Source organism: Methylobacterium sp. SyP6R, from assembly GCF_019216885.1.
Lineage (GTDB): Bacteria > Pseudomonadota > Alphaproteobacteria > Rhizobiales > Beijerinckiaceae > Methylobacterium.
This window is the reverse complement of the sequence record NZ_JAAQRC020000001.1, coordinates 5073489-5094433: the sequence shown is the minus strand read 5'-3', so window position 1 is coordinate 5094433 and position 20945 is coordinate 5073489. Positions and strand designations below refer to the sequence as shown.

Annotated in this window: 19 protein-coding genes and 2 tRNA genes; 11 read left to right on the top strand and 10 right to left on the bottom strand. The window is 71.6% G+C overall.

The annotated features are described in order from the left end of the window. Positions 1–133 precede the first annotated feature (133 nt). The 3 genes from HBB12_RS23415 to HBB12_RS23405 all read left to right on the top strand — a co-directional run bounded on the left by HBB12_RS23415 (position 134) and on the right by HBB12_RS23405 (position 4186). Positions 134–1945, top strand: a complete 1812-nt coding sequence (locus HBB12_RS23415; RefSeq protein ID WP_236991558.1) for an adenylate/guanylate cyclase domain-containing protein — start codon at positions 134–136, stop codon at positions 1943–1945. Positions 1946–2120: 175 nt separating this feature from the next. Beyond that, positions 2121–3149: a phosphatase PAP2 family protein gene (locus HBB12_RS23410; protein ID WP_236991557.1), complete on the top strand. Its 1029-nt coding sequence runs from the start codon at positions 2121–2123 to the stop codon at positions 3147–3149. Between the two features lie 29 nt (positions 3150–3178). Beyond that, positions 3179–4186, top strand: a complete 1008-nt coding sequence (locus HBB12_RS23405; protein WP_236991556.1) for a G1 family glutamic endopeptidase — start codon at positions 3179–3181, stop codon at positions 4184–4186. Between the two features lie 28 nt (positions 4187–4214). Here the strand turns inward: HBB12_RS23405 and gor are convergent, their stop codons facing one another. The 4 genes from gor to rpiA all read right to left on the bottom strand — a co-directional run bounded on the left by gor (position 4215) and on the right by rpiA (position 8166). After that, the gene (gene gor / locus HBB12_RS23400) at positions 4215–5627 is read right to left on the bottom strand and encodes a glutathione-disulfide reductase (protein ID WP_236991555.1); all 1413 of its coding nucleotides are present in this window, start codon (positions 5625–5627) and stop codon (positions 4215–4217) included. Positions 5628–5632: 5 nt separating this feature from the next. Further along, positions 5633–6853, bottom strand: coding sequence for an O-antigen ligase family protein (locus HBB12_RS23395; protein WP_236991554.1), 1221 nt, complete (start codon positions 6851–6853; stop codon positions 5633–5635). Beyond that, entirely contained in the window at positions 6850–7392 is a 543-nt protein-coding gene (locus tag HBB12_RS23390; RefSeq protein ID WP_236991553.1) for a DUF2059 domain-containing protein, read from the bottom strand. Before HBB12_RS23390 ends, HBB12_RS23395 begins: the two co-directional genes overlap by 4 nt. Before the next feature lie 63 nt (positions 7393–7455). Then, complete coding sequence (rpiA, locus tag HBB12_RS23385) at positions 7456–8166, bottom strand: ribose-5-phosphate isomerase RpiA (RefSeq protein WP_236991552.1); 711 nt, start codon at positions 8164–8166, stop codon at positions 7456–7458. Between the two features lie 232 nt (positions 8167–8398). On the opposite strand from rpiA, the gene HBB12_RS23380 reads away from it, so the two are divergent. Both HBB12_RS23380 and HBB12_RS23375 read left to right on the top strand, forming a co-directional pair. Beyond that, positions 8399–8935 carry a hypothetical protein gene (locus tag HBB12_RS23380; protein ID WP_236991551.1) on the top strand — a complete coding sequence of 179 codons (537 nt, stop codon included), beginning with the start codon at positions 8399–8401 and terminating at the stop codon, positions 8933–8935. Continuing rightward, positions 8935–9168 (top strand): hypothetical protein, encoded by a 234-nt coding sequence (locus HBB12_RS23375; RefSeq protein ID WP_236991550.1) that lies wholly within the window; start codon positions 8935–8937, stop codon positions 9166–9168. Before HBB12_RS23380 ends, HBB12_RS23375 begins: the two co-directional genes overlap by 1 nt. A gap of 37 nt (positions 9169–9205) precedes the next feature. On the opposite strand, the gene HBB12_RS23370 is transcribed toward HBB12_RS23375, so the two are convergent. Next, entirely contained in the window at positions 9206–9610 is a 405-nt protein-coding gene (locus HBB12_RS23370) for a hypothetical protein (protein WP_236991549.1), read from the bottom strand. 179 nt (positions 9611–9789) lie between these two features. Between HBB12_RS23370 and gph the strand changes: the two genes are divergently transcribed. After that, positions 9790–10488: a phosphoglycolate phosphatase gene (gene gph, locus HBB12_RS23365; RefSeq protein ID WP_236991548.1), complete on the top strand. Its 699-nt coding sequence runs from the start codon at positions 9790–9792 to the stop codon at positions 10486–10488. A gap of 350 nt (positions 10489–10838) precedes the next feature. Here gph and HBB12_RS23360 read toward each other — a convergent pair. The 3 genes from HBB12_RS23360 to HBB12_RS23350 all read right to left on the bottom strand — a co-directional run bounded on the left by HBB12_RS23360 (position 10839) and on the right by HBB12_RS23350 (position 12977). Continuing rightward, positions 10839–10913 (bottom strand) — tRNA-Val (locus tag HBB12_RS23360). A gap of 122 nt (positions 10914–11035) precedes the next feature. Beyond that, positions 11036–11110, bottom strand: a tRNA-Val gene (locus tag HBB12_RS23355). A 76-nt stretch (positions 11111–11186) separates the two neighbouring features. Next, positions 11187–12977, bottom strand: coding sequence for an ABC transporter ATP-binding protein/permease (locus tag HBB12_RS23350; protein WP_236991547.1), 1791 nt, complete (start codon positions 12975–12977; stop codon positions 11187–11189). Positions 12978–13523: 546 nt separating this feature from the next. Between HBB12_RS23350 and HBB12_RS23345 the strand changes: the two genes are divergently transcribed. The 4 genes from HBB12_RS23345 (at position 13524) to HBB12_RS23330 (ending at position 16876) form a co-directional block, all read left to right on the top strand. Continuing rightward, positions 13524–14156, top strand: a complete 633-nt coding sequence (locus tag HBB12_RS23345; protein ID WP_236991546.1) for a 2OG-Fe(II) oxygenase — start codon at positions 13524–13526, stop codon at positions 14154–14156. Between the two features lie 245 nt (positions 14157–14401). Beyond that, positions 14402–15208 (top strand): hypothetical protein, encoded by an 807-nt coding sequence (locus HBB12_RS23340; RefSeq protein ID WP_236991545.1) that lies wholly within the window; start codon positions 14402–14404, stop codon positions 15206–15208. A 155-nt stretch (positions 15209–15363) separates the two neighbouring features. Continuing rightward, a complete protein-coding gene (locus HBB12_RS23335; RefSeq protein WP_236991544.1) occupies positions 15364–16278 on the top strand; it encodes a ParA family protein in 915 nt (304 codons plus the stop codon). Next, positions 16268–16876 carry a hypothetical protein gene (locus tag HBB12_RS23330; RefSeq protein WP_236991543.1) on the top strand — a complete coding sequence of 203 codons (609 nt, stop codon included), beginning with the start codon at positions 16268–16270 and terminating at the stop codon, positions 16874–16876. The genes HBB12_RS23335 and HBB12_RS23330 overlap by 11 nt, the downstream gene beginning before the upstream one ends. A gap of 9 nt (positions 16877–16885) precedes the next feature. Here HBB12_RS23330 and HBB12_RS23325 read toward each other — a convergent pair whose 3' ends face one another. Further along, positions 16886–17854, bottom strand: a complete 969-nt coding sequence (locus HBB12_RS23325) for a Brp/Blh family beta-carotene 15,15'-dioxygenase (protein WP_236991542.1) — start codon at positions 17852–17854, stop codon at positions 16886–16888. A gap of 6 nt (positions 17855–17860) precedes the next feature. Then, entirely contained in the window at positions 17861–18619 is a 759-nt protein-coding gene (locus HBB12_RS23320; protein WP_236991541.1) for a bacteriorhodopsin, read from the bottom strand. A gap of 667 nt (positions 18620–19286) precedes the next feature. Here HBB12_RS23320 and HBB12_RS23315 point away from each other — a divergent pair. Beyond that, positions 19287–20942, top strand: a complete 1656-nt coding sequence (locus HBB12_RS23315; RefSeq protein WP_236991540.1) for an acetolactate synthase large subunit — start codon at positions 19287–19289, stop codon at positions 20940–20942. Positions 20943–20945: the final 3 nt, after the last annotated feature.

The following is a 20945-nucleotide window of genomic DNA, read 5'->3' as shown; positions in this document are numbered from 1 at the left end:
CGCTGGATCCGATCGTCAGTACATGACAGTCTTCGCACCGGATCGGTGCCGCCATGATTGCCTCTATATTGATCATCAGCTCCGCCGCAACGCTTCGGATTGTTCGCTCTTCGATCGCGCGAGGCCTGCCGCGATGAGCGGGCGCCGACGATCGCCGCCGCCGGCCGGCCCCGCCGCCGCGGCACCCGGAACGGGCGCGCCGGGCGGGATGGAGCGCTGCCTCGCCGCCATCCTGGTCGCCGACGTGGTCGGCTATACCCGGCTGAGCGAGATCGCCGAGGAGGCGACGTTCCGCCGCCTGAAGGCCCTGCGCGGCGGGATCATCGATCCCGGGGTCGCCGCCCATGGCGGCCGGATCGTCAAGAACACCGGCGACGGCTTCATCGCCGCCTTCCCGGCGGCCGCTCCGGCGGCGGATTGCGCCCTCGCGCTCCAGCGCCGGATCGCCCGGGCGACCGAAGACGATCCCGAGGAGTCGCGGCTCCTGTTCCGGATGGGGGTCAACCTCGCCGAGGTCATCGTCGAGGACGGCGACGTGTTCGGCGACGGCGTCAACGTGGCGGCCCGCCTGCAGGCCTATGCCGAGGCCGGCGACGTGATCGTGTCGGAGGCGGTGTTCGCCGCGGCGAGTGCCGAGGCGAGGGCGCGGGCGATCGATCTCGGGCCGCTGCCCCTGCGCAACCACGCCCGGCCGGTGCAGGTCTTCGCCCTGCGGGCCGGCTCCGGCCCGCGCACCGGCGAGAGCGCGCCGGGCACCGAGGCGCGGGCCTCGATCGCGGTGCTGCCGTTCCGGGGCGGCCAGCCGGGCCGCCCGACCCTGGCCGACGGCTTCACCGACTGGATCGTGCGCGCCCTGTCGTCCTTGCGCGACCTGTTCGTGATCTCCCGCGGCTCGACCCTGGCCTATCGCCGCCGGCACACCGACCCGGCGGCGTTCGGGCGCCGCCTCGGCGTGCGCTACGTCATGGACGGGGCGATCCAGCACCATGGCGGCCGGCTGCGGGTCTGCACCACGCTGATCGAGTGCGGCACCGGCGCGGTCGTCAGCGCCGACCATCACGAGGGCCTCGTCGACCAGGTCTTCGCCCTCCAGGATGCCATCGCCCTCAAGCTGATCCGCCACCTCGCGCCGCATGTGCGCGAGCGCGAGCTGCAGCGGGCCCTGCGCAAGCACCCGGCGAGCCTGACGAGCTACGACCTGCTGCTCCAGGCCCTCGACCAGCTCCACAAGATGGATCCCGACAGCTTCGCCCGGGCCGGGGGGCTGCTGCAGCAGGCGATCGCCCTCGATCCCTCCTACGCGCCGCCCTTCGCCTACGCGGCCTGGTGGCACGTCCTGCGGGTCGGCGAGATGGGCTCGCCCGATCCCGACGGCGACGGACGGGCGGCGGCGGAGCGGGCCCGCGCGGCGATCGCGCGGGACGGCGACGATCCCCTGGCGCTGGCGATCTACGGCCACGTCCAGGCCTTCAGCCTGCGCGACCCCGCGACGGCCCGGCGCTTCCTCGACCGGGCGATCGAGGCCGGCCCGAGCGTCGCCATCGCCTGGACGATGAGCAGCGCCGCCCACGGCTTTGCCGGCGACGGCCGGCTGGCGGTGCGGCACGGCGAGGAGGGCCAGCGCCTGGCGCCGAGCGACCCCTACACCTTCTGGCACGAGGGCCTGCTCGCCCAGGCGCACTACGTCGCGGGCGACTACGACGAGGCGGTCGCCTGGGGCTTGAGCGCGGTGGCCCGCAACCGCGCCATCCGCTTCACCCTGCGCATCCTCGCGGCGAGCCTGGCGGCGGCCGGCCGGTTGCCGGAGGCGCGGGAGGCGGCGGGCGAGCTGATGCGGCTGCAGCCGGATTTCCGTCTGAGCGTCTACGCGCCGCGCTGCCCCTTCGCCCCGCCGGTCCTGACGCGCTGGCTCAACCATCTGCGGGCGGCCGGGCTGCCCGAGTGAGGGGAACGAGGCGACCCTCGCCGAAAGGATGAGCGGCCTGCGCCGGAAGCGGGTCTGGCCCGGATGCGGGCCGGCGGCACCATCCGGAACGGCCTCATCCCGCCTTCCCGGAAGGTCCGGGCCGGACGGGCGAGACTGGGACGCGAGACTGGAACTTGAGCCGGGGAGGGGAGCGATGACCGGCAACACGGGGAATACGGGCAACACCGGCAATACGGGCAATACCGGCAATGCAGGCCTCGACGGCGATGCCGGCGGCGGCTGGTTCGTGCCCGACCGGGCCGATTTCCCGTTCTCCCTCGAGGTCACGGGGACCGGCGAGGAGATCGGCTCCCTGCGGCGCCGGGTGTTCATCCGCGACGAGACCCCGCCGGGGGATCCGCGCAAGACGCTCGCCTTCCGCGCCGCCGACACGCCGAACGGCCGCTCCCTGGCCTTCGAGAACCGCGCCTGGGCCGGGCGCTGGTACGCCTACCGGGTGCTGCGCGAGTTCGCCGCGTCCGCCTGGGACACCGACGCGCTCAGCAACCACCTCGCCGGGATCCTCCTCGCCCTGAACCTCAAGACCAAGGACCCCGCCCACCTGAAGACCGACCAGGAGATCGAGCTCGACGAACTCGTGGCGATGGCGCGCAACGAGCGCGCCGCCGCCCTGGGCGAGATCCTGGCCCAGGACGTCGAGTTCGTCACCGCCTTCATGGAGGCCCTGTCGATCACGCCGGGCTCGCATCCGCGCACCTACCGGGTGCTGCACGCGGCGAGCCTCGTCGGCTCGTTCGCGGCCCTGCGCTTCAAGGAGGCGTTCGACCGGCCGCGGCCCTCCTTCCTGTGCCCGGCCCTGCTGCCGCCCGTGCCGGTGCCCGGGCATGCCTCGTTCCCGAGCGGCCACGCCACCCAGGCGCGGCTGATGGCCCGCTGCGTGGCCTATGCGCTGCGCCTCGCCGGCCTGCCCTACGCCGAGCGCCTGCCGGCCAACGCGACGCTCAAGGCGCTCGCCCGGCGCATCGCCCGCAACCGCGAGATCGCCGGGCTGCACTACCCCAGCGATTCGACCGCCGGCCGCGTCCTCGCCGACGCGGCGTTCCGGGTCCTGTCGCAGCATGCCGGCACCGGGCTCGCCCGGGCGGACTATGCCCTGCCGGCCTTCGGCGATGCCGTCATCAAGGCCGCCCGGGAGTTCAACCCCGAGTTGGTCCTGCCTTAGGACGCGCCGTGATCAGGGAGGTGGATGCGATGACCCAACCCCCCAAGCAGCCTCTACCCAAGCAGCCTCTACTCAAGCCCCCGTCGCCGCTGCCGATCCGGCCGCTGCCGCTGCCGCCCGCCGGTTTCGACCCGTCGACGGCGCAGCCCACCCTGGTCCTGCGCTACGGCCTGCCGGCGCCGCGGCCCGGGGACGGCCCGGCGGCGGCGGCGTTCCGCCGTGCCTTCCTGGCCCCGCCCGCCGGCCGGCCCCTGCTCTTCGTCGAGGCGGTGCCGCCGGGCGCGGCGCCCGGGCCGGTGACCGTCCGCACCCACGGCCTCGTCCCGGCGGGCCGCAGCGTCAACTGGTCGGGCGGGTCGCTCGCGGCCGAGGGCGCCCGCAGCCTCGTGGGCGTGATGGCGCGCTGGCGCGTGCCCGCGGTGTCGGGCGCGGCCGGCCGGCCGGCGCGTGCCTCGGCCTGGATCGGCTTCGACGGCCAGGGCTTCTACCGCAATGCCAGCCTGCCGCAGATCGGCACGCTGCAGGCCTGGGACGGTGCCGGCGCCCATTACGAGGCGTGGGTGCAATGGTGGGCCCGGGGCGAGGAGCACGCGCCCCAGACCCTCGGCCTCGACGTCGCGCCCGGCGACGAGGTGTCGGCGATGCTCACGCTCCTCGACCCCGCGACGGTCCGCTTCAACCTGAAGAACGAGACCACCGGCACGATGCTCCAGGCCTTCGACGTCGCGGCCCCGGGCGGGCGGCACGTCTCGGGCGCCACCGCCGAGTGGATCCTGGAACGCCCGAGCCCGCTCGGCTCCGACGGCTGGCATCCCTATCCGCTCGCCGACTACGCGACCTGTCCGTTCACCGCCTGCCTGGCGCAAACCCGCGGCCCGGGCGAGGCCGCGCCGAGCGAGCACGACCTCGCCCGGGCGAGTCTGATCCGCATGATCGCGATCGAGGCCGATCCGGCCCGGATCCGCACGATCTCGTACCCGGCGCGGGTGGCCGGCGACCCGCGGGCGCTGGGCCTGACATACGGGTCGCCGTTCTGAGGGGCGTCCCGCATCAATGGAAGCTGGCTCACCCCACCGCCACCGGCTGCTTGACCACCGAGGGGGTGCGCATCGTCACCAGTTCCTCGCCGGCCGTCGGGTGGACCGCGATGGTGCGGTCGAAATCGGCCTTCTTGGCGCCCATCGTCACCGCGATGCCGACCGCCTGGATGATCTCGCCGGCATCGTGGCCGAGGACGTGGACGCCGACGACCTTATCGGTCGCCCGCTCGACGATGATCTTCATCAGGATCCGCTCGTCGCGGCCCGACAGGGTCGCCTTCATCGGCCGGAACCGGGCCTCGTAGACGTCGATCTCGCCGCAGAGACGCCGCGCCACCTCCTCGCCGTGGCCGACGACGCCGATCTCCGGGGTCGAGAACACCGCGGTCGGGATCAGGTCGTGGTCGACCGCCCAGGGTTTCTGGCCGAACACCGTGTCGGCGAAGGCGTGGCCCTCGCGGATCGCGATCGGGGTGAGAGCGGCGCGGTTGGTCACGTCGCCGACGGCGTAGATCGAGGGCGCGGCGGTCTGCGAGAACCGGTCGACGGGAATCGCCCCGACGGAATCGAGGGTGATGCCCGCCTTCTCCAGCCCGAGGCCGGCGACGTTGGGGCGCCGCCCGGTCGCCACCAGCACCTGGTCGACCAGGATCTCGCTGCCGTCGTTCAGGGTGGCGCAAATCGCGCCGTCGCGCCGGTCGAGGCGGTGCACGGTGGTGTTGAGGCGCAGGTCCATCCGCTTGGCGTAGGCCTCGCCGAGGGCCTGGCGGATCTCGCCGTCGAAGCCGCGCAGCAGCCGGTCGCCGCGATGGAGCAGGGTGGTGCGGGTGCCAAGCGACGCGAACACGCCCGCGAACTCGACCGCGATGTAGCCGCCGCCGACCACCAGGATCCGCTCGGGCTGGGTCTCCAGCTCGAACACCTCGTTCGACGTGATGGCGAGCTCGGCGCCGGGGATCAGCGGCTCCTTCACCGGGTGCGCGCCGACCGCGACCAGGATGTGGCGGGCGCGCACCCGGGTGCCGGAGCGGACCAGGCGCACCGTGTGCGGATCCTCGATCACCGCCCGGTCGGCCACCACCTCGACGCCGGCCCGCATCAGGTTGGTGGCGTAGATGCTCTCTAGCCGCGTCACCTCGGCGTCGCGCCGGGCCTTCAGGGTCGCCCAGTCGAAGCGCGGGGTGCCGACCTCCCAGCCGAAGCCGGCGGCATCCTCGAACTCGTCGGCGAAGCGCCCGGCATAGACCATCAGCTTCTTCGGCACGCAGCCGCGGATCACGCAGGTGCCGCCGACCCGGTACTCTTCCGCGAGTTGCACCCGCGCGCCGTAGCCGGCGGCGATGCGCGCCGCCCGCACCCCGCCGGAGCCGCCGCCGATCACGAACAGATCCACATCGAACTCTTGCTCGCCGAAAGCCTGGTCTCGGGTCTCGGTCATGGGGCTCACCGCTCGTCCGTTAGATCTTGCGACTGATACTGCAAGGCGCGCAGCCAGGCGATGGCGGCGCCGACCCCGGCGGTCCACCAGGCCTGCCAGGCGCCGTGCTCGACGAAGGCGACGATGCCGGCGCACGCCAGCAGCGCGAGCGCGGTGCTGCGCGGGACCGTCGTCCAGGCCGACAGGGCGCGCAAGGTCAGGACCAGGACGAGTGCGGCGAGCGTCGCGCCGACGACGCCCAGCTCGGCCCAGACCTGCAGGAAGCTGTTATGCGGATGCCCGACCGCCAGCATGAAGCGCATCTCGGGCTCGATCCGCTCGGCCGCCGGCACGTCCTGGAAGCGCCCGGATGTGCCGTAGCCGGCCCCGCGCCAGGGATCGGCGGCGACCGCCGCGCCGAAGCTGCGGGCGATGGCGACCCGGGCCCGGGTGGAACTGCCGGCGAGCCGCTGGTGCAAAGCCTCCGGCATGGTGCGGGCCAGGAGATCGCCCTCGACCGGCGCGAGGATCAGCGCCCCGAGGAGGGCGGCGCCGGTGAGGCCGATCCCGGCCCGGGCGGGCAGCCAGCGCAACGCGAAGACGGTGAGTGCGCCGGCGGCGAGCCCCAGCACCGTCGCGCCGCTGACCGAACGCCAGGCCCCCACGGCGAGGCATGCAGCCACGAGCGCCGCAAGGCCGCGCCGCCCGGTGGCGGCGAGGAACGCCACCAGGGGGAAGGCCAGCAGCATCATGACGAGGAGCGGCCGGTTGAACGCGAAGGCGGCGACGCGTTGCCCCAACGCCTCGCGGATCATCAGCCCGGAGGCGAGGTCCGCCACCACGTAGGCACAGGTCGCGATCATCACCCAGGCCGCCGGCCCGGCGACGCTGGCCAGATGCGGCGGCGCCAGGCGCGCCACCAGGTAGGCGCCGGCGAGCGCCGGCAGGAACTCGGACAGGGTGCGCAGCGACAGGCCCGGCAGCGGGCTCCAGGCGAGGCTCAATCCGCACCACGCCAGGAAGGCGAGCGCCGCGATCCCGACCGGCGTCGCGAGCGGCGCGACGAGGGGCGCCCGCAGCGGACGCCCGGCCAAAGCTGCACCTGCGAGCAGCAGGAGCCCGGCGAGGCCGACCACTACCGGGCTCGACCGGTTCGCCACGGCCATGCAGGCCGGCAGGGCGGCGATGACGATCGCGCCGAGACGATCGAGCGTCTCGGCCCGCTCTCCGGCCGTGCGGGCGGTCACTGCAGCTGGTGGCCGCGCTTGCCCATCTCGGCCCGCACCCGGACCATCATATATTCCGAGACCTCCTGGGTCCAGGTCTGCATCGCCTGCACCATGTCGTCGAGCACCTGGGGTTGGGTCTCGACGTAGCGCTTGCCGGCGGGCGAACGGAAGAAGGTGGCGATGTCGCGCAGCTCGGCTTCAGTGAGCTTGTTGGCGTAGATGCGCGAGGCGGTCTCGATGATGCGCTGCTTCTGCAGCTCCAGCTCGGGCTGCAGCTTCTCGATGACGTCGTTGAGGTCCTTGGTCAGCTCGGGCCGGGTGACCGCCGCCTGCCTGATCTGCTCGCCGAAGGCCGGGAGGATCGAGTCGAACGAGCGGGCGATGCCGGAGGAGAGCATCACCTCCTTGGCCAGCGCGAGGTGGCTCGGGGTGATCGCGGCCTGCTGCGGCGCGGCGGGTGCTGCCGGGGCGGCGGGCTTCGTCTGGGCGAGGGCGGGGCTCGACACGGACACGGCGAGGAGACCCGCCAGGAGGAGTCGGGTACGGCGCGGGGACATCGATTGGCTCCGGAAGGCGGCGCCCGCTCGGGGGCGGCCGTGACGAACGAGGCGGGCGGCGCGTCAGGCCGCCCCGAGGGTGACGATGCGGGGCTGGCCGTCGGCCGCCTCCGCGACGATCGCGCCGGTGGCGAGGCCGAGGAACAGGCCGTGCTCGACCACGCCCGGCACCGCCACGAGGGCGCGGGCCAAGGCCTCCGGATCGGGGATGCGGGACAGGCCGGCATCGAGGATCAGGTGGCCGCCATCGGTCAGGAACGGCGCGCCGTCGGTGCCCTTGCGGACGGAGAGCGGCCCGGCGCAGCCGGCGGAGCGGATCGCCGCCGCGACCGCGAGCGTGGTGGCGACGAGGCCGAAGGGCACCACCTCGATCGGCAGGGGGAAGCGCCCCAGCGTCTCGACGCGCTTGGCCCCGTCGACGATCACCACCATGCGCCGGCTCGCCGCCGCCACGATCTTTTCGCGCAGCAGCGCGCCGCCGCCGCCCTTGATGAGGCGGAGCTGCGGGTCGATCTCGTCGGCGCCGTCGACCGTGAGGTCGAGGTCGGGCGTCTCGTCGAGAGTGGTGAGCGGGATTCCCGCCGCCTCGGCGGCCCGGCGCGTCGCCTCGGAGGTCGGCACGCCGACGACCTTGAGCCCGGCCCGCACCTTCTCGCCGAGAAGCTCGACGAACAGGGTCGCGGTCGAGCCGGTGCCGAGGCCGAGGCGCATGCCGTCCTCGACCAGCCCGACCGCCCGGGCGGCGGCGGCGCGCTTGAGCTCGGCGGGGCTCACCGCCGGCCTCCGCGGGATTGACGGATCTGGGACATCGGCATGGCGTCTCGATTCGATTGTCTCGTCCGCCGTGACGCACCCCTGGGGCGACAGCAAGGCGGGCGGGGCGTCCTCACGGCCGGCCCCGCTGATCGAGAGGCCCCCTAGCACGGGGCCAGGGGAGGCGGAAGCGGCGATCCGGCCTCGCCGGGAGACGATGCCGATGCTAGACTCGGTCCGACGAGGCAAGCCCATGATCGATGCCGCGATCATCGACCTGACGTATCATCTCAGCCGCCAGCCTCCGGCGATCGTCTCGCCTCACCTTGCCGTGCGGGGCGCGGCCACGGCGCGCGCGTCCGAACGGCTGGTCCGCGATGCGGAACGATGGAACGCCGAATGGGCGCGCGACGCCGAGGCTCAGGTCGATGCGCTTCGGCTTCGGATGGAGAAGGGGCCGGTCACGACACAGGATCTGCGCCAGCTCGACCGGCTGATCGACCTGCTCACGGAACAGACCGACGCCCAGGCCGCGACGTTCCGCAGCCAGGAGAAGCGAACCCGGCGGTTCCTGAAGCAGGTCAAGGCACGCGCGCCCGACGAGGGCGCGCGGCTCACCGCCGAGCGCGACCGCCTGTTTGCCGCCTATGCGCGGTCCTGCCTGATTCGCTTCGACCTCATCCTGGCTTTGCGGGCGCTCCGCGCGACCTACGATCCTGCCGCGCGGTCCGGCCCGATCTTCACCGATCCGGCCGCGCTCGAGGAGTATCTGCGCGCGCCGGCGGCCTGATGGTGGCACTCCGGCTCTCGGACCGCTTCCGGGAGCGGCTCGCCCTCCTGTCCGAGGGGCGGCGCGAGCATGTCATCAACCGGCTCATCCGCTTCCAGCGCGACCCGCAGGAGCGTCAGCTGCGCCTGCGGCCGGACCTGATCGACGGCGAGACCGTCTATACGGCCGTCGATTGCGGCGGGCACGAGATCATTGGGGAATGGGAGCGGGCCGCTGGGCCGCGCACGACGTGACCCGTCGTGGATCCGCGCGCCCGCCGCCTCGAATCGTTCAAGGCTTGGCCGCCGGTGCCGCGCTGCCGGCATTGCCCTGGGGGGTGCAGACCACGGCATCGTCGAGGACGTAGCAGATGCTCATCGCGCCGGTGCGCTGGTTGACCCGGAAGACGCCGGCCTCGCGCAGGTGACGCGAGGCGACCAGGCTGTAATCGGACGGGGCCTGGGGGCCGGCGCCCTCGCCGGGGCCGAAGCACAGGGTGGTGCCGATCGTGTTCTCCTGCAACCCGTACTGGCAGGAGATGACCTCGCCGGTCGCCTTGTCGACCCGGTAGACCCGGTTGAGGTCGGCCTGCGGGGCCGGCACGAACTCGTAGGAGGCGGCATGCGCCGCGCCCGCGGCGAGCAGCCCGGCCGCGATTCCGGCGGCCCTGATCCGATAACCCGCAATCCCCAGCATGGCGGCCGCTCCTCGCACGCATCGCGACGACGGCCCATGCCTGCGCGGCGGCCGACTCGTCCGTTTCGGGCTGTTATAGCTCGGCCCCGCTTGTCCCGGGCTTGCCTCGCCCACGGGTTCCGCCCCGCTTCGCCCGCCTGTATGGGAGGCGTCCCGACGCCTTGAGCCAGCGAGAGACCATGCCGACCACCAGCCCCGACGCCCTGCCGCCGATCGTCGTGTTCGACCTCGACGGCACCCTCGCGGAGACCGCGGGCGACCTGATCGGCACGCTCAACATGATCCTGGAGCGGGAGGGATTGCCGTCCGTGGCGGTCTCGCAGGCGCGGGAGCTGATCGGGGCGGGGGCGCGGGCGCTGATCCAGCGCGGCTTCGCGGCGGGCGGACGCGAACTGACCCCGACCCGGCTCGACGAACTCTTCCGGGTGTTCCTGGCCCATTACGGCCAGCATCTCTGCGAGGTGTCGCATCTCTTTCCCGGCGTCGTGGACTCCCTCGACCGGCTGGAGGCGGCGGGCTACCGGCTCGCGGTCTGCACCAACAAGCCGGAGGACCACTCGGTCCGGCTCCTGGAGCTGCTCGGGATCCATGGACGCTTCGCGGCGATCTGCGGCCGCGATACATTTCCCTACTTCAAGCCCGATCCGCGCCACCTCACCGAGACGATCGTGCGGGCCGGCGGCGATCCGGCCCGGGCCGTGATGGTGGGCGATTCGCGCACCGACGTCGCCACCGCCAAGGCTGCCGGCATCCCGGTGGTGGCGGTGCCGTTCGGATATACCGACGTGCCGGTGGAGGAGCTGGAGCCGGACGTGGTGATCCAGCATTTCGAGGCGCTGTACGAGGCGGTGCGGCGGCTGGATCCGGGCGTGGCCTGACACGCTCCATCGTCATCCGGGGTCCTGCCGCAGGCGGGACCCCAGGGTGACCCTGAGGGGGCAGCGATGGCCACGGTACACGACAGGACCGTTCACGTGAGGCTTTGGTCTTTCCCACCCGCGACCTCATCCTGAGGTGCCCACGCAGTGGGCCTCGAAGGAGGGCTCCAGGGATCGCAGAGGCTTCTGGAGCCCTCCTTCGAGGTCAGTCGATCTTCGATCGACTGACACCTCAGGATGAGGTTGAGGGTGGGAGAGCCCCATCGCCTGCAGGCTTCAGGCTGCTGTCGTGTCACGTGAGCAAGATCGCCGGACGAAACCCTAGCGGATCGAAAATCTGGAGAAAGAAGTGGTGGGCGCGACAGGGATTGAACCTGTGACCCTTCGCGTGTGAAGCGAATGCTCTCCCGCTGAGCTACGCGCCCGACGAACGGTCCCATGCGGGGGTAATGCGGCGTAAGAGCCGCATCGCGGACCGAACCTGTCTCGATGGCAAATCGCGTGGCGGCGGAACGCCAGGCTCGAAGCCATCAACTCTCGAAAAGGGTGGTGGGCGCGACAGGGATTGAACCTGTGACCCTTCGCGTGTGAAGCGAATGCTCTCCCGCTGAGCTACGCGCCCTGTGAGCCGGCTTCTAGGCGGGGCGACGCGGCGCGTCAAGGCGCTTCGTCGCCCCGTCTCCGGCTCCTCGCTCCGACTACTCTGCTGGCACCGCCGCGGCGAGGTCGGTCGGCACGAAGCGGCCGTCCTCGCGGCGGGTCATGTCGATCCGCCGGTCGTGGAAGGCGGTCAGCGTCGAGCGGTGGCCGATCGACACGATGGTGGTGTCCGGAAGCTCCGTGCGCAGCATGCGGTAGAGCGCGGCCTCGGTCGGCTCGTCGAGGGCGGCGGTGGCCTCGTCGAGGAAGAGCCAGTCGGGCCTGGCGAGCAGCGCCCGGGCGACGGCGAGGCGCTGCTGCTCGCCGAGCGACAGGGCCTGCGCCCAGGGCGCCTCCTCGTCGAGGTGATCCGCCAGATGCGGCAGCCGCGCCGCCTCGAGGGCCGCCCGGACCGCCGCGTCGTCGTGGCGCCCGGCGGGCTCCGGATAGGTGGCGGCGGCGCGCAAGGTCCCCATCGGCAGGTAGGGCCGCTGCGGCAGCAGCATCAGGCGCGCGCCCTCCGGCGTCGTGACCGAGCCCTCGCCGAAGGGCCAGATGCCCGCGATGGCGCGAAACAGCGTCGACTTGCCCGAGCCCGAGGGGCCGGTGAGCAGCGTCGTCTCGCCCGGCCGGAACGAGAGGGCGGGCGCCTCGGCGATGCGCCGCCCGTCCGGCAGGTCGAGGGCGAGGCCCTTGAGGTGGAGGCCCGCCCCGCTCGCCGGCCCGACCGCCAGCGCGCTGCCCGCCGCCATCGCGTCGGCCCGGTTCATCGCCGCGTCGAAGGTGGTGAGCCGATCGACCTGCGCCTTGTAGTCGGCCAAAGTCACGTAGAACGTGATGAAGAACGACATCGTGCTCTCGACCCGCGAGAACGCGCCGGCGGTCTGCGTCATCACCCCGAGCGGGATCTGGCCGGCAAAGTAGTACGGCGCCACCAGGATGTAGGGGATCACCACGTTGACCTGCTGGTAGCTGACCGTGAAGGCGGCGAGCTTCTTGCGGCGGTCGACGATGGCATAGAAATTCTGGATCAGGGCGGAGAAGCGGTCACCGAGCGAGACCTTCTCGGCCCGGGAGCCGCCGAGGAGCGCCACCTGCTCGCCGTATTCGCGCAGGCGGGCGAGCGAGAAGCGGAAATCCGCCTCGCGGCGCTGCTGCTCGAAGTTGAGCCCGACCAGCGCCTTGCCGATGCGGTGGGTGATCCAGGTGACGAGCGCCGAATAGATCAGCGCGCCCCAGACCAGGAAGCCCGGCACGTGCCAGTCGGTCCCCGGCACCGTGAAGGCGGCCGAGATGTTCCACAGGATCACCGAGAACGAGATCAGGTTCGAGACCGCCGACAGGAAGCTGATGGTCAGCGACTGCGTCGTCTGGGTGAACTGGTCGATGTCGTCGGCGATGCGCTGGTCGGGGTTGTCGGCCTGGGCACCGGAGAAGCCCATGCGGTAATGGGTGTCGTTGCCGAGCCAGCGGTCGACGTAGTGCCGCGTCATCCAGGCCCGCCAGCGGATGCGCAGGAACGACTGGATCACGTACTGGATGATGGCGCTCGCCACGTAGACCGCGGCCCAGAGGCAGAACACCGAGAACAGGAGCGACCAGAACGCCGCCGCATCCTTGCTCTGGATGGCGTTGAACCAGTCGCGGTTGAAGTACGACAGGCGGACGTTGATCGCGACCTGAGCGAACTCGATGCCGATCACCAGGGCCGCCATGGTCAGCGCGACCCAGCGTTCCTGCATCTTCACCGCCGGCAGCGGCCACAGCCGCACCGTCGTGACCTCGCGGGTCGTGTAGTAGGGATAGGCCAGGCGCCAGATCTGCAGGAGGGCCTGCTTCAAGCCGTGCATCGCGGTCTCCGGGCCGCCCGGCGGGCGGGCCTCATGCGGGCCCGCCTCTCAAGGCGGCGGGCCGGTGATTCGGTGGCGGTCGGGAGCGCCTGGCCTCGCGTGCCTCTCGCGACGCTCCCGGTCGCCGTCATCGCGGCGGGACTCTCGCGAGGGCATCCGAAGCCCGCGGCCGTCCGACCCGCCATGGGTCAGCCCCGTGGCAGGACCATGGCGCCGTTGCCGTTGCAAGTTAAACCCCGTTCACGCGTCAAGCCCGGTCCCCTCGCGGCAAGGCGTCGAACATCGGTGCGCGCCCCCGCGCGCTCGCCGAGACGTGAACGCACGGGGCCAGACCTGGGGCGCGTAGCCAAGGGCCGCGGTGCCCCGCCGCTGCCGCAATCCGCCCCGATGGTCCGCCGGTGTTCCGCGTGCCCCACGCCTGGAGCCGCGCGCGATCGCGTTGCGATCGGGGGCGGCTCCGGGTCTTCGATCTTGCAGCGTCTTCTCCGACGAACCGGTATTCGCTTCGCCGGAGAATGCTCCAGCCTGACGAGTGCGATTGCTCCCATGTCGTCCCTCTCGATCCTCGATGTCGACGCCGTGCGCGCCGCCCCCGTGGCGCACGACCCCTACCAGTACTTCCTCGGCCGGCAGGTCCTGCGCCCGGACGCGGTGCCTGAGCTGAAGCGCGACTTCCCGGCCATCGCCAAGCCCGGCTACCTCACGGTGGACGAGGTGCAGCTCGCCGGCCGCTTCAAGGACCTGATCGAGGAACTGGAGAGCGACGCCTTCTCGCGGGTGCTGAGCGAGAAGTTCGGCATCGACCTCGTCTCCTGCCCGCGGCTCACCACGATCATGCGCCGCTCGCAGCCGAAATACGGCGCGATCCACACCGACGGCCCCTCGAAGGTGATGACGCTGCTCGTCTACATGAACGACGAGTGGGACGCGCCGGAGGCCGGGCGCCTGCGGGTGCTCTACGACGGCGAGCGGTTCGAGCCCTACGCGGTCGAGGTGCCGCCGACCATGGGAACGATGTTCGCCTTCCTGCGCGCCGACAATTCCTGGCACGGCCACCGGCCGTTCGAGGGCGAGCGCCGGGTGGTGCAGGTCGCCTGGGTGAAGGACGCGGCCGAGCTGGAGCGCAAGCGCAAGCGCAACCGCACGGCGCAGTTCCTGAAGGGCATCTTCGGCCGCTAGAGCATTTTCCGACGGAGCGGATGCCGGTCCGTCGCAGAAAATGCCGCAAAATCAAAGACCTAGAGAGCTTCGCGATGGCAGCGCGATCGTGAAGCGCTCTAGGCAAGTTTGCCCCTCGGGACAGTGTCCGCCGGGCGACACCGACGATTTCGCTGCGCGCTCGGTCCCGAAGCCCATGTCCATGAGGTTCGCGCGCGCTCTAAGACTTGACCGCCGGCATCCGTCGGGGGACCCTTGGGGGCATCATGAGGGCGTTTCACCGCGCGGGCCTTTTCGCGGCCGGCCTGTTCGTGCTGGCCGGCGCGGCCAGCATGGCCGGGCCGGGCCGGGCCGTCGCGCAGTCGGACCTCGAGATCCCCGCCGACCCGCCGGTCCTGTCGAAGCCTTACCGCTCGACGATTCCCATCTATCGCCGCCGTCCGCCGCCGGATGCGGTGCCGCCGGAGGCGGGCCAGCCGGCGAGCACCTGGCGCGAGCCGCCGGGCCGGGTCGGCGCCCGCGATGGCGCGGCGCCGCTGCGGGATGCGGGCCCGGACGAGTCCGGCTTCGGCCCGGTCAAGCCCGCCCCCGCCCACGACCTCGCCCCCCGCGACCTCGCGCCCGAGGACGATCCGGAGGACAGGACGCCGGCCCCGCCCGTCCGGACCGCCACGCCGCGGCCGAAGCCCGAGCCGCGCGAGGAGGGCCGGGCGGAGCGCGAGCGGCCCGTCAAGGAGGCTCCCCGCGCGGTCGAGGCGATGGGGGACGCCGACGAGGACGTGCCACCGGCCTATGCGGGCGTGTGGGGACCGGGCCTTGCTGCCTGCTCCAGCCGACGCTCCGCCCGCCACGGCCTGCTGCCGGCGGTGATCCGGCCGGGCAGCGCCCGGGCCGGCAAGACTGTGTGCCGGTTCCGGAACACGCGGCGCGAGGGGCGGAGCTGGACCATGACCGCCTCGTGCAGCAGCGCCGGCCGCCACTGGACCTCGCGGGTGCGCCTGACCGTGGCGGGCAGCCGCCTGACCTGGGCGAGCGAGCGCGGCTCGGCCACCTATACCCGCTGCGGCGGCTGAAGCAGGGAGCGCCCTGCAACCGGCCTTGACTTGCCGCAAGCCCCGGTGGTGGAAAGGGGACCCGCCGTGAAGAGAGCCCCGATGGCCCCGTTCCGCCCGCCCGCCGCGACGACGCTGCGGACCCGCGCCCCCGCCGAGCGGCCGGGAATCCGCACATGACCGGCAAGCCCGTTTCCGGCAAGCTCGTTGCTGTCGCCAACATGAAGGGCGGCGTCGGCAAGACCACCAGCGTGGTGATGCTGGCCGATGCGCTGGCCGCCGGCGGCGCCTCGGTGCTGGTGATCGACCTCGACCCCCAGGCCAGCGCCTCGGTGTGCTTTGCCGGCGACGGGATCCTGGCCGAGATGATCACCGGGGGCCGCACCCTCGACTATTACCTGGGCCTGCGCATCGTCGACCGCGACAAGGCCGCCCTGCCGGACTTCATCCGCGACTACGTCTCGAGCACCACGCATCTCGGCGAGCCGCTGCCGATCTCGCTGCTGGCCTCCGGCCCCTCCTTGCGCATCGTCGAGCGCGAGATCATCTACGCGCTCACCAAGCGCAAATACTCGATGCACGCCATCGAGGGCCACCTGTGGAAGCTGTTCCAGGAAGACTTCGCGCCCTTGCGCGACCAGTACGACTACGTGCTGTTCGACTGCGCCCCCGGCATCTCGCCGATGACCGAGGTGGCGATCCGGGCGAGCGACCTCGTGGTGGTCGCCTGCATCTCGGACTTCCTGTCCACCTACGGCCTCAAGGCGTTCTACGAGACGATCTGGGGCGTCGGCAGCGCCTCGGAGAGCATGCTGGCGCCCAAACGACCCCCGCACGTGCTGATCACCCGCTGGCAGAACACCAAGCAGCAGGCGACCACCTACGCCACGCTCCAGGAGAGTGCCGCTGCGGAAGGCGCGCGGTTTCGACTGTTCAGGACCCGCGTGCCGCAATCGGCGGCCCTGGCGAACGCGCTCACCCTGGAGTATCAGACCTTCGCCAACAAGTATCGTGACGCCAGCCGCGACCTGATCGGCGAGGTGATCACCCCAGTGGTGGCCGAGCTGAAGGAGGCCCTGGATGGCGCTTGAGATCGACGGCCTCGCGGTCCTGTGCGCGATCGCGGAGGCGCCGGAGGCCTTCCCGGCGATCCGCAGCGACGTCACCAAGGCCGCCCACGCCCTGGTGACGAAGCAGCTGAAGGCCAAGACCCTGGATCTGGCGGGCCTGCGGGCGGTGCGCGAGGCGCTGGGCCCCCAGCCCCTGGCGCTGATCGTCGACGGGCTGAAGGATGCCGAGGTCAAGGCCCTGGTGACCCGCCTCGACAAGCACCACCCGGACCTCAAGGACGGACCGGCGGTGGCGCATCGCCGCCACCTGATGGCGCTCGCCGCCGACCTCGACCCGGTCGCGGCGCCGGCGGCGAAGCCCAAGTCCGCGAAGGGTCCGGCCAAGGGGGCGGCCAAGGAGCCTGCCAAGGCGAAGCCCGCCGCCAAGGCGGTCCCGGAGAAGGCGGCCCACGAGACGCCCGCGGCGGCCCCGGAGCCCGCCGAGATGCCCGCGCCGCCGGCCCGCCCGGCCTCCGAGAAGGCTCGCGCCCCGGTGCGCGGCAAGACCGCCCCCGCCGACGCCCTCGCCTCGGCGGCGATGGCGGCCCGCCCGCCGCGGCGCCCGCGCCAGCAGGAGTGAGGCGGTGGCTCACCGCCCACCGCGGTGGGAACGGGACCGCGCATCGGCCCGCATCGCCGACCACTCGACCCACCGGTCCAGCAGCAGGTGCGGCAGGGTCAGGGCGGCGAGGAGCTGGAGCGTCAGTGCGAGCAACCGCTCGACGCCGTGTCCCTGCGGATAGGTCGGCCACAGCAGAAGGCCGACGACCAGCGTGAGCCCGAAGACCGGCAGCGCCAGCAGGACCGCCCGGCCCATTCCGTCCACCGCAGGCGCCCGGACGGGGTCGTCGGCCAGCGCCCGCATGTGCCGCGGCGCGTGCAGGCAGACGAAGTAGAGCCCGAAGGCGCTGAGAGGCGGCAGGACCAGGAAGGCGAGGCCCAAGGCGGCGACCTCCGCGAGCACGCGCGGGGCAGGCCGGCCCGCGATGAGCCAGGCGAGGGCGAGGCCGAGCCAGGCCCAGGCGGATGCCGTCCACCATGTCGGCGGCACCGGCATCGCGGTGTGGGTCACCACCGCGAAGATGCGGGCGGTCTCGTCGGGGCTCGCCAGGGCCGGTAGCGCGACCGGCAGGCCGCCCCTGACGAGGGCCTCGATCGGACGACCCGGCCCGGCATCCTCCCGGCCGAAATGCAGGACCGACAGGCCGAGGAACCCCGCGAGGGTGGTCCCGGGGGCCAGCCTCCACGCGATCAGGACGGCCGCGGTGAGCGCGAGATAGGGGGCGGCGAAGACGGCGAACCAGGCCCGGCCGAAGCGCGGGCGCAGGAAGGGTCTCGCCACCTCGCCGTCGAGGGCGCCGTGCGGCACGCCGAGACCGATCACCAGGGCGAGGACGGCGAGCCAGCCCGCCTGCCGCGGCAGCAGGGCGGTCGCAGCGAGAAGCAGGGCGGCCGCGGGGAGCAGGCAGGACGCCGCTCCCCGAAGGAGGCCGGGCCGCAGGATCTGCGGCATCGGCGCGCCGGCCAGCGCCGGGATCGGGGAAGGCCGGCGCATCATCGGCGCCTACTCGGCCGCCGCGAGGTGGGGGCGCACCGGTGCCGCCTTGCCCTCGGCGAGGTCGCGCTCGACCCGCTTGGCGGTCTGCATCGTCGCCATCACGCCGTAGACGACCTTCGCCACGAGATCGAGCACCGCGATGATGCCGAGGCCGAGCGCCGGGCCGAGCAGACCGAGCCCGTCGTCGCCGAACAGGAGCACGACCGGATAGGCGAGCCAGATCACCGACAGGAACACGGCGTTGCGCAGGAAGTCGGCGCGGGTATCGTCCCGCTCGCGGGCGTTCTCTTGGCGCAGCTGCACGAAGATGCCGTAATATACCGCCAGGAAGGCGCCGCAGGAGATCGCGAACCAGGTCCATTTCAGCCACGCCACCTGACTCAGGCCGAAGACCAGCGCGGTGACGATCATGATCAGGTCGGAGCCGATCATCCCTCCGACGACCGCCCGGCGGCGCATGCCGCTGTGCATCGCGGTGTTCGCCAGGCCGAGCAGCAGCAGCGGCGTGGTGAACGACCAGTCGATGTAGCGGGCGAAGTAGAACGCCCGGGTAGCGGTGCCGGCATCCGGCCCGGCCGGCAGGACGATGCTGCCCTGCCCGGTCGCCATCGCGAGATACGAGCAGGCGGCGATGATCGGCACGAGGCCGTGGATGATGGTGTCCGTTTCCTCGGCCGGCGTGCGGCTCTTGCCGATGAACAGGATGAGGGCAGCGCCGACGCTCATGCCGGCGAAGCCGAGCCAGAGCCAGAATTGAGGTGACATCAAATCGTCCGTTGCTCGAAGGACAGGGCCATTGCGGCGGCTCGGATCGGGCCGTTGCAGTGCGGCACGGCAACACAGCATCTCGCGCCCGGTTCCTCACGGTGAGACGGCAAATCTGACGCAGAAGGACGAAGTTATGCCGGGAGGCCCCGGCGTCGCACGAGTTTTGTCTTATTTTGTCTGGATCGTTTCTCTGACGATAGGCCACCACGTCTCCGGCGATCGATAAAATGGCACGGAAGAGGAGGATTTTTACGCGACGCTACAGCGTGATGGCCCTTCGGTACCGATCGTTGCCGCTTGATACATGGCTGGAGTATTTAAAATATTGACGTGTATCTATAATTGAAATTTGCGAATGTAAATTATCGATATACAAAATTTATAATATTATTCATTTGGAGTGGCGCCTTTCTGCCGAGACGCTGCGGATGTCACGGCGGGAGAGTACGACGATCTCGTCCCGGCGCAGCGATGACGATCGGGGCAGTCCGTGCACCGGACTTGCCGAGGGTACGGGATGATGGGGCCGTTGGCCGCATTCCCCCGCTCCTGTGCTTCCGGATGCCGCGATCCGATCCCGGACCGACCCGGCGGCGTCCGATCCGTTGCGCCGAGTCATCCGGGGTCTTAACTCAAGAGACGGACACGCCCGGAGGAGCGCCCGATGACCAAAGGTTCCGATCTGCTCGTCGCCGCCCTCGAGAACGAGGGCGTGGACCGGATCTTCGGCATCCCGGGCGAGGAGAATCTCGACGTCGTCGAATCGCTGCGACAGTCGAAGATCGAGCTGGTGCTGACCCGCCACGAGCAGGCGGCGGCCTTCATGGCGGCGACCCATGGGCGCCTCACCGGACGGCCCGGCGTGTGCATCTCGACGCTGGGCCCCGGCGCCCTCAACTTCACCACGGGGGCGGCCTACGCCCATCTCGGCGCGATGCCGATGCTGATGCTCACCGGCCAGAAGCCGATCATGAGCGCCCGCCAGGCCCGGTTCCAGATCGTCGACGTGATCGCGGCGATGCGCCCGCTCACCAAGATGACGCGCCAGATCGTGTCGGCCGCCTCGATCCCCACCATCGTGCGCGACGCCTTCCGGGTCGCCACCGAGGAGCGGCCGGGCCCGGTCCACCTCGAACTGCCGGAGGACATCGCGGCGGAAGAGGCCGACGTCGCCCTGGTGCCGTCGCACCCGATCGACCGGCCGGTGGCCAACCCCGCGGCGATCGAGCGCGCCGCCGCGATGATCCTCCAGGCCCGCCGCCCGCTGATCATGATCGGCGCCGCCGGCAACCGCCCGCGCCTGGTCGAGCCGCTCTCCGACTTCGTGCGCCGCACCCGGATTCCGTTCTTCAACACCCAGATGGGCAAGGGCGCGGTGACCGGCGGCTCGAACCTCTACGTGGGCACCGCGGCCCTGTCGGAGCGCGACTACGTCCACGAGGCGATCGACAGCGCCGACCTCATCATCTCGATCGGCCACGACACCGTCGAGAAGCCGCCCTTCCTGATGGGCCGGGTCGCGGGCGGCCCGCGGGTGATCCATGTCGGCTACGTCTCGGCCAGCGTCGAGCAGGTCTTCCATCCGGATGCCGAGGTGGTGGGCGATATCGGCACCACCGTCACGGCGCTGGCCGACCGGCTCGGCGGACGGCTCGATCCGGAGCCCGCCCTCCTGGAGATGCGCCAGCACATCCTCGCCCGCATCAACGACCGGGCCGAGGAGGACCGCTTCCCGGTGACGCCGCAGCGCCTCGTCCATGATGTCCGGGCGGTGATGCCGGAGGACGGCATCGTCTGCCTCGACAACGGCATGTACAAGATCTGGTTTGCCCGCAACTACCGCACCCACGTCGCCAACACGCTGCTCCTCGACAACGCGCTCGCCACGATGGGGGCGGGCCTGCCCTCGGCGATGATGGCCAAGCTCGTCCATCCGGAGCGCCGGGTCCTGGCGGTCTGCGGCGACGGCGGGTTCATGATGAACAGCCAGGAGCTCGAGACGGCGGTGCGCCTCAAGCTCGACCTCGTGGTGCTGGTGCTCGACGATAGCGCCTACGGCATGATCCGCTGGAAGCAGGCGGTCGACAAGTTCCCCGATTACGGCATGACCTTCAGCAACCCGGATTTCGTCGTCTACGCCGAATCCTACGGCGCCAAGGGCCATCGCGTGACCTCCGCCGAGGCGCTGGCGCCGACCCTGGAGGCCGCCTTCGCGGCGGGCGGCGTGCACCTCGTGGCTGTGCCGATCGACTACTCCGAGAACACCCGGGTGCTGGTCGACGAACTCGGCGGCCATGCCCCGCAGGTCGAGCCGGGCTAGGCG

Coding starts and splice junctions, on each gene's coding strand:
- HBB12_RS23415 (WP_236991558.1), top strand. CDS start 134: ATGAGCGGGCGCCGACGATCGCCGCCGCCGGCCGGCCCCGCCGCCGCG.
- HBB12_RS23410 (WP_236991557.1), top strand. CDS start 2,121: ATGACCGGCAACACGGGGAATACGGGCAACACCGGCAATACGGGCAAT.
- HBB12_RS23405 (WP_236991556.1), top strand. CDS start 3,179: ATGACCCAACCCCCCAAGCAGCCTCTACCCAAGCAGCCTCTACTCAAG.
- gor (WP_236991555.1), bottom strand. CDS start 5,627: ATGACCGAGACCCGAGACCAGGCTTTCGGCGAGCAAGAGTTCGATGTG.
- HBB12_RS23390 (WP_236991553.1), bottom strand. CDS start 7,392: ATGTCCCCGCGCCGTACCCGACTCCTCCTGGCGGGTCTCCTCGCCGTG.
- HBB12_RS23380 (WP_236991551.1), top strand. CDS start 8,399: ATGATCGATGCCGCGATCATCGACCTGACGTATCATCTCAGCCGCCAG.
- HBB12_RS23375 (WP_236991550.1), top strand. CDS start 8,935: ATGGTGGCACTCCGGCTCTCGGACCGCTTCCGGGAGCGGCTCGCCCTC.
- HBB12_RS23370 (WP_236991549.1), bottom strand. CDS start 9,610: ATGCTGGGGATTGCGGGTTATCGGATCAGGGCCGCCGGAATCGCGGCC.
- gph (WP_236991548.1), top strand. CDS start 9,790: ATGCCGACCACCAGCCCCGACGCCCTGCCGCCGATCGTCGTGTTCGAC.
- HBB12_RS23350 (WP_236991547.1), bottom strand. CDS start 12,977: ATGCACGGCTTGAAGCAGGCCCTCCTGCAGATCTGGCGCCTGGCCTAT.
- HBB12_RS23345 (WP_236991546.1), top strand. CDS start 13,524: ATGTCGTCCCTCTCGATCCTCGATGTCGACGCCGTGCGCGCCGCCCCC.
- HBB12_RS23340 (WP_236991545.1), top strand. CDS start 14,402: ATGAGGGCGTTTCACCGCGCGGGCCTTTTCGCGGCCGGCCTGTTCGTG.
- HBB12_RS23335 (WP_236991544.1), top strand. CDS start 15,364: ATGACCGGCAAGCCCGTTTCCGGCAAGCTCGTTGCTGTCGCCAACATG.
- HBB12_RS23330 (WP_236991543.1), top strand. CDS start 16,268: ATGGCGCTTGAGATCGACGGCCTCGCGGTCCTGTGCGCGATCGCGGAG.
- HBB12_RS23325 (WP_236991542.1), bottom strand. CDS start 17,854: ATGATGCGCCGGCCTTCCCCGATCCCGGCGCTGGCCGGCGCGCCGATG.
- HBB12_RS23320 (WP_236991541.1), bottom strand. CDS start 18,619: ATGTCACCTCAATTCTGGCTCTGGCTCGGCTTCGCCGGCATGAGCGTC.
- HBB12_RS23315 (WP_236991540.1), top strand. CDS start 19,287: ATGACCAAAGGTTCCGATCTGCTCGTCGCCGCCCTCGAGAACGAGGGC.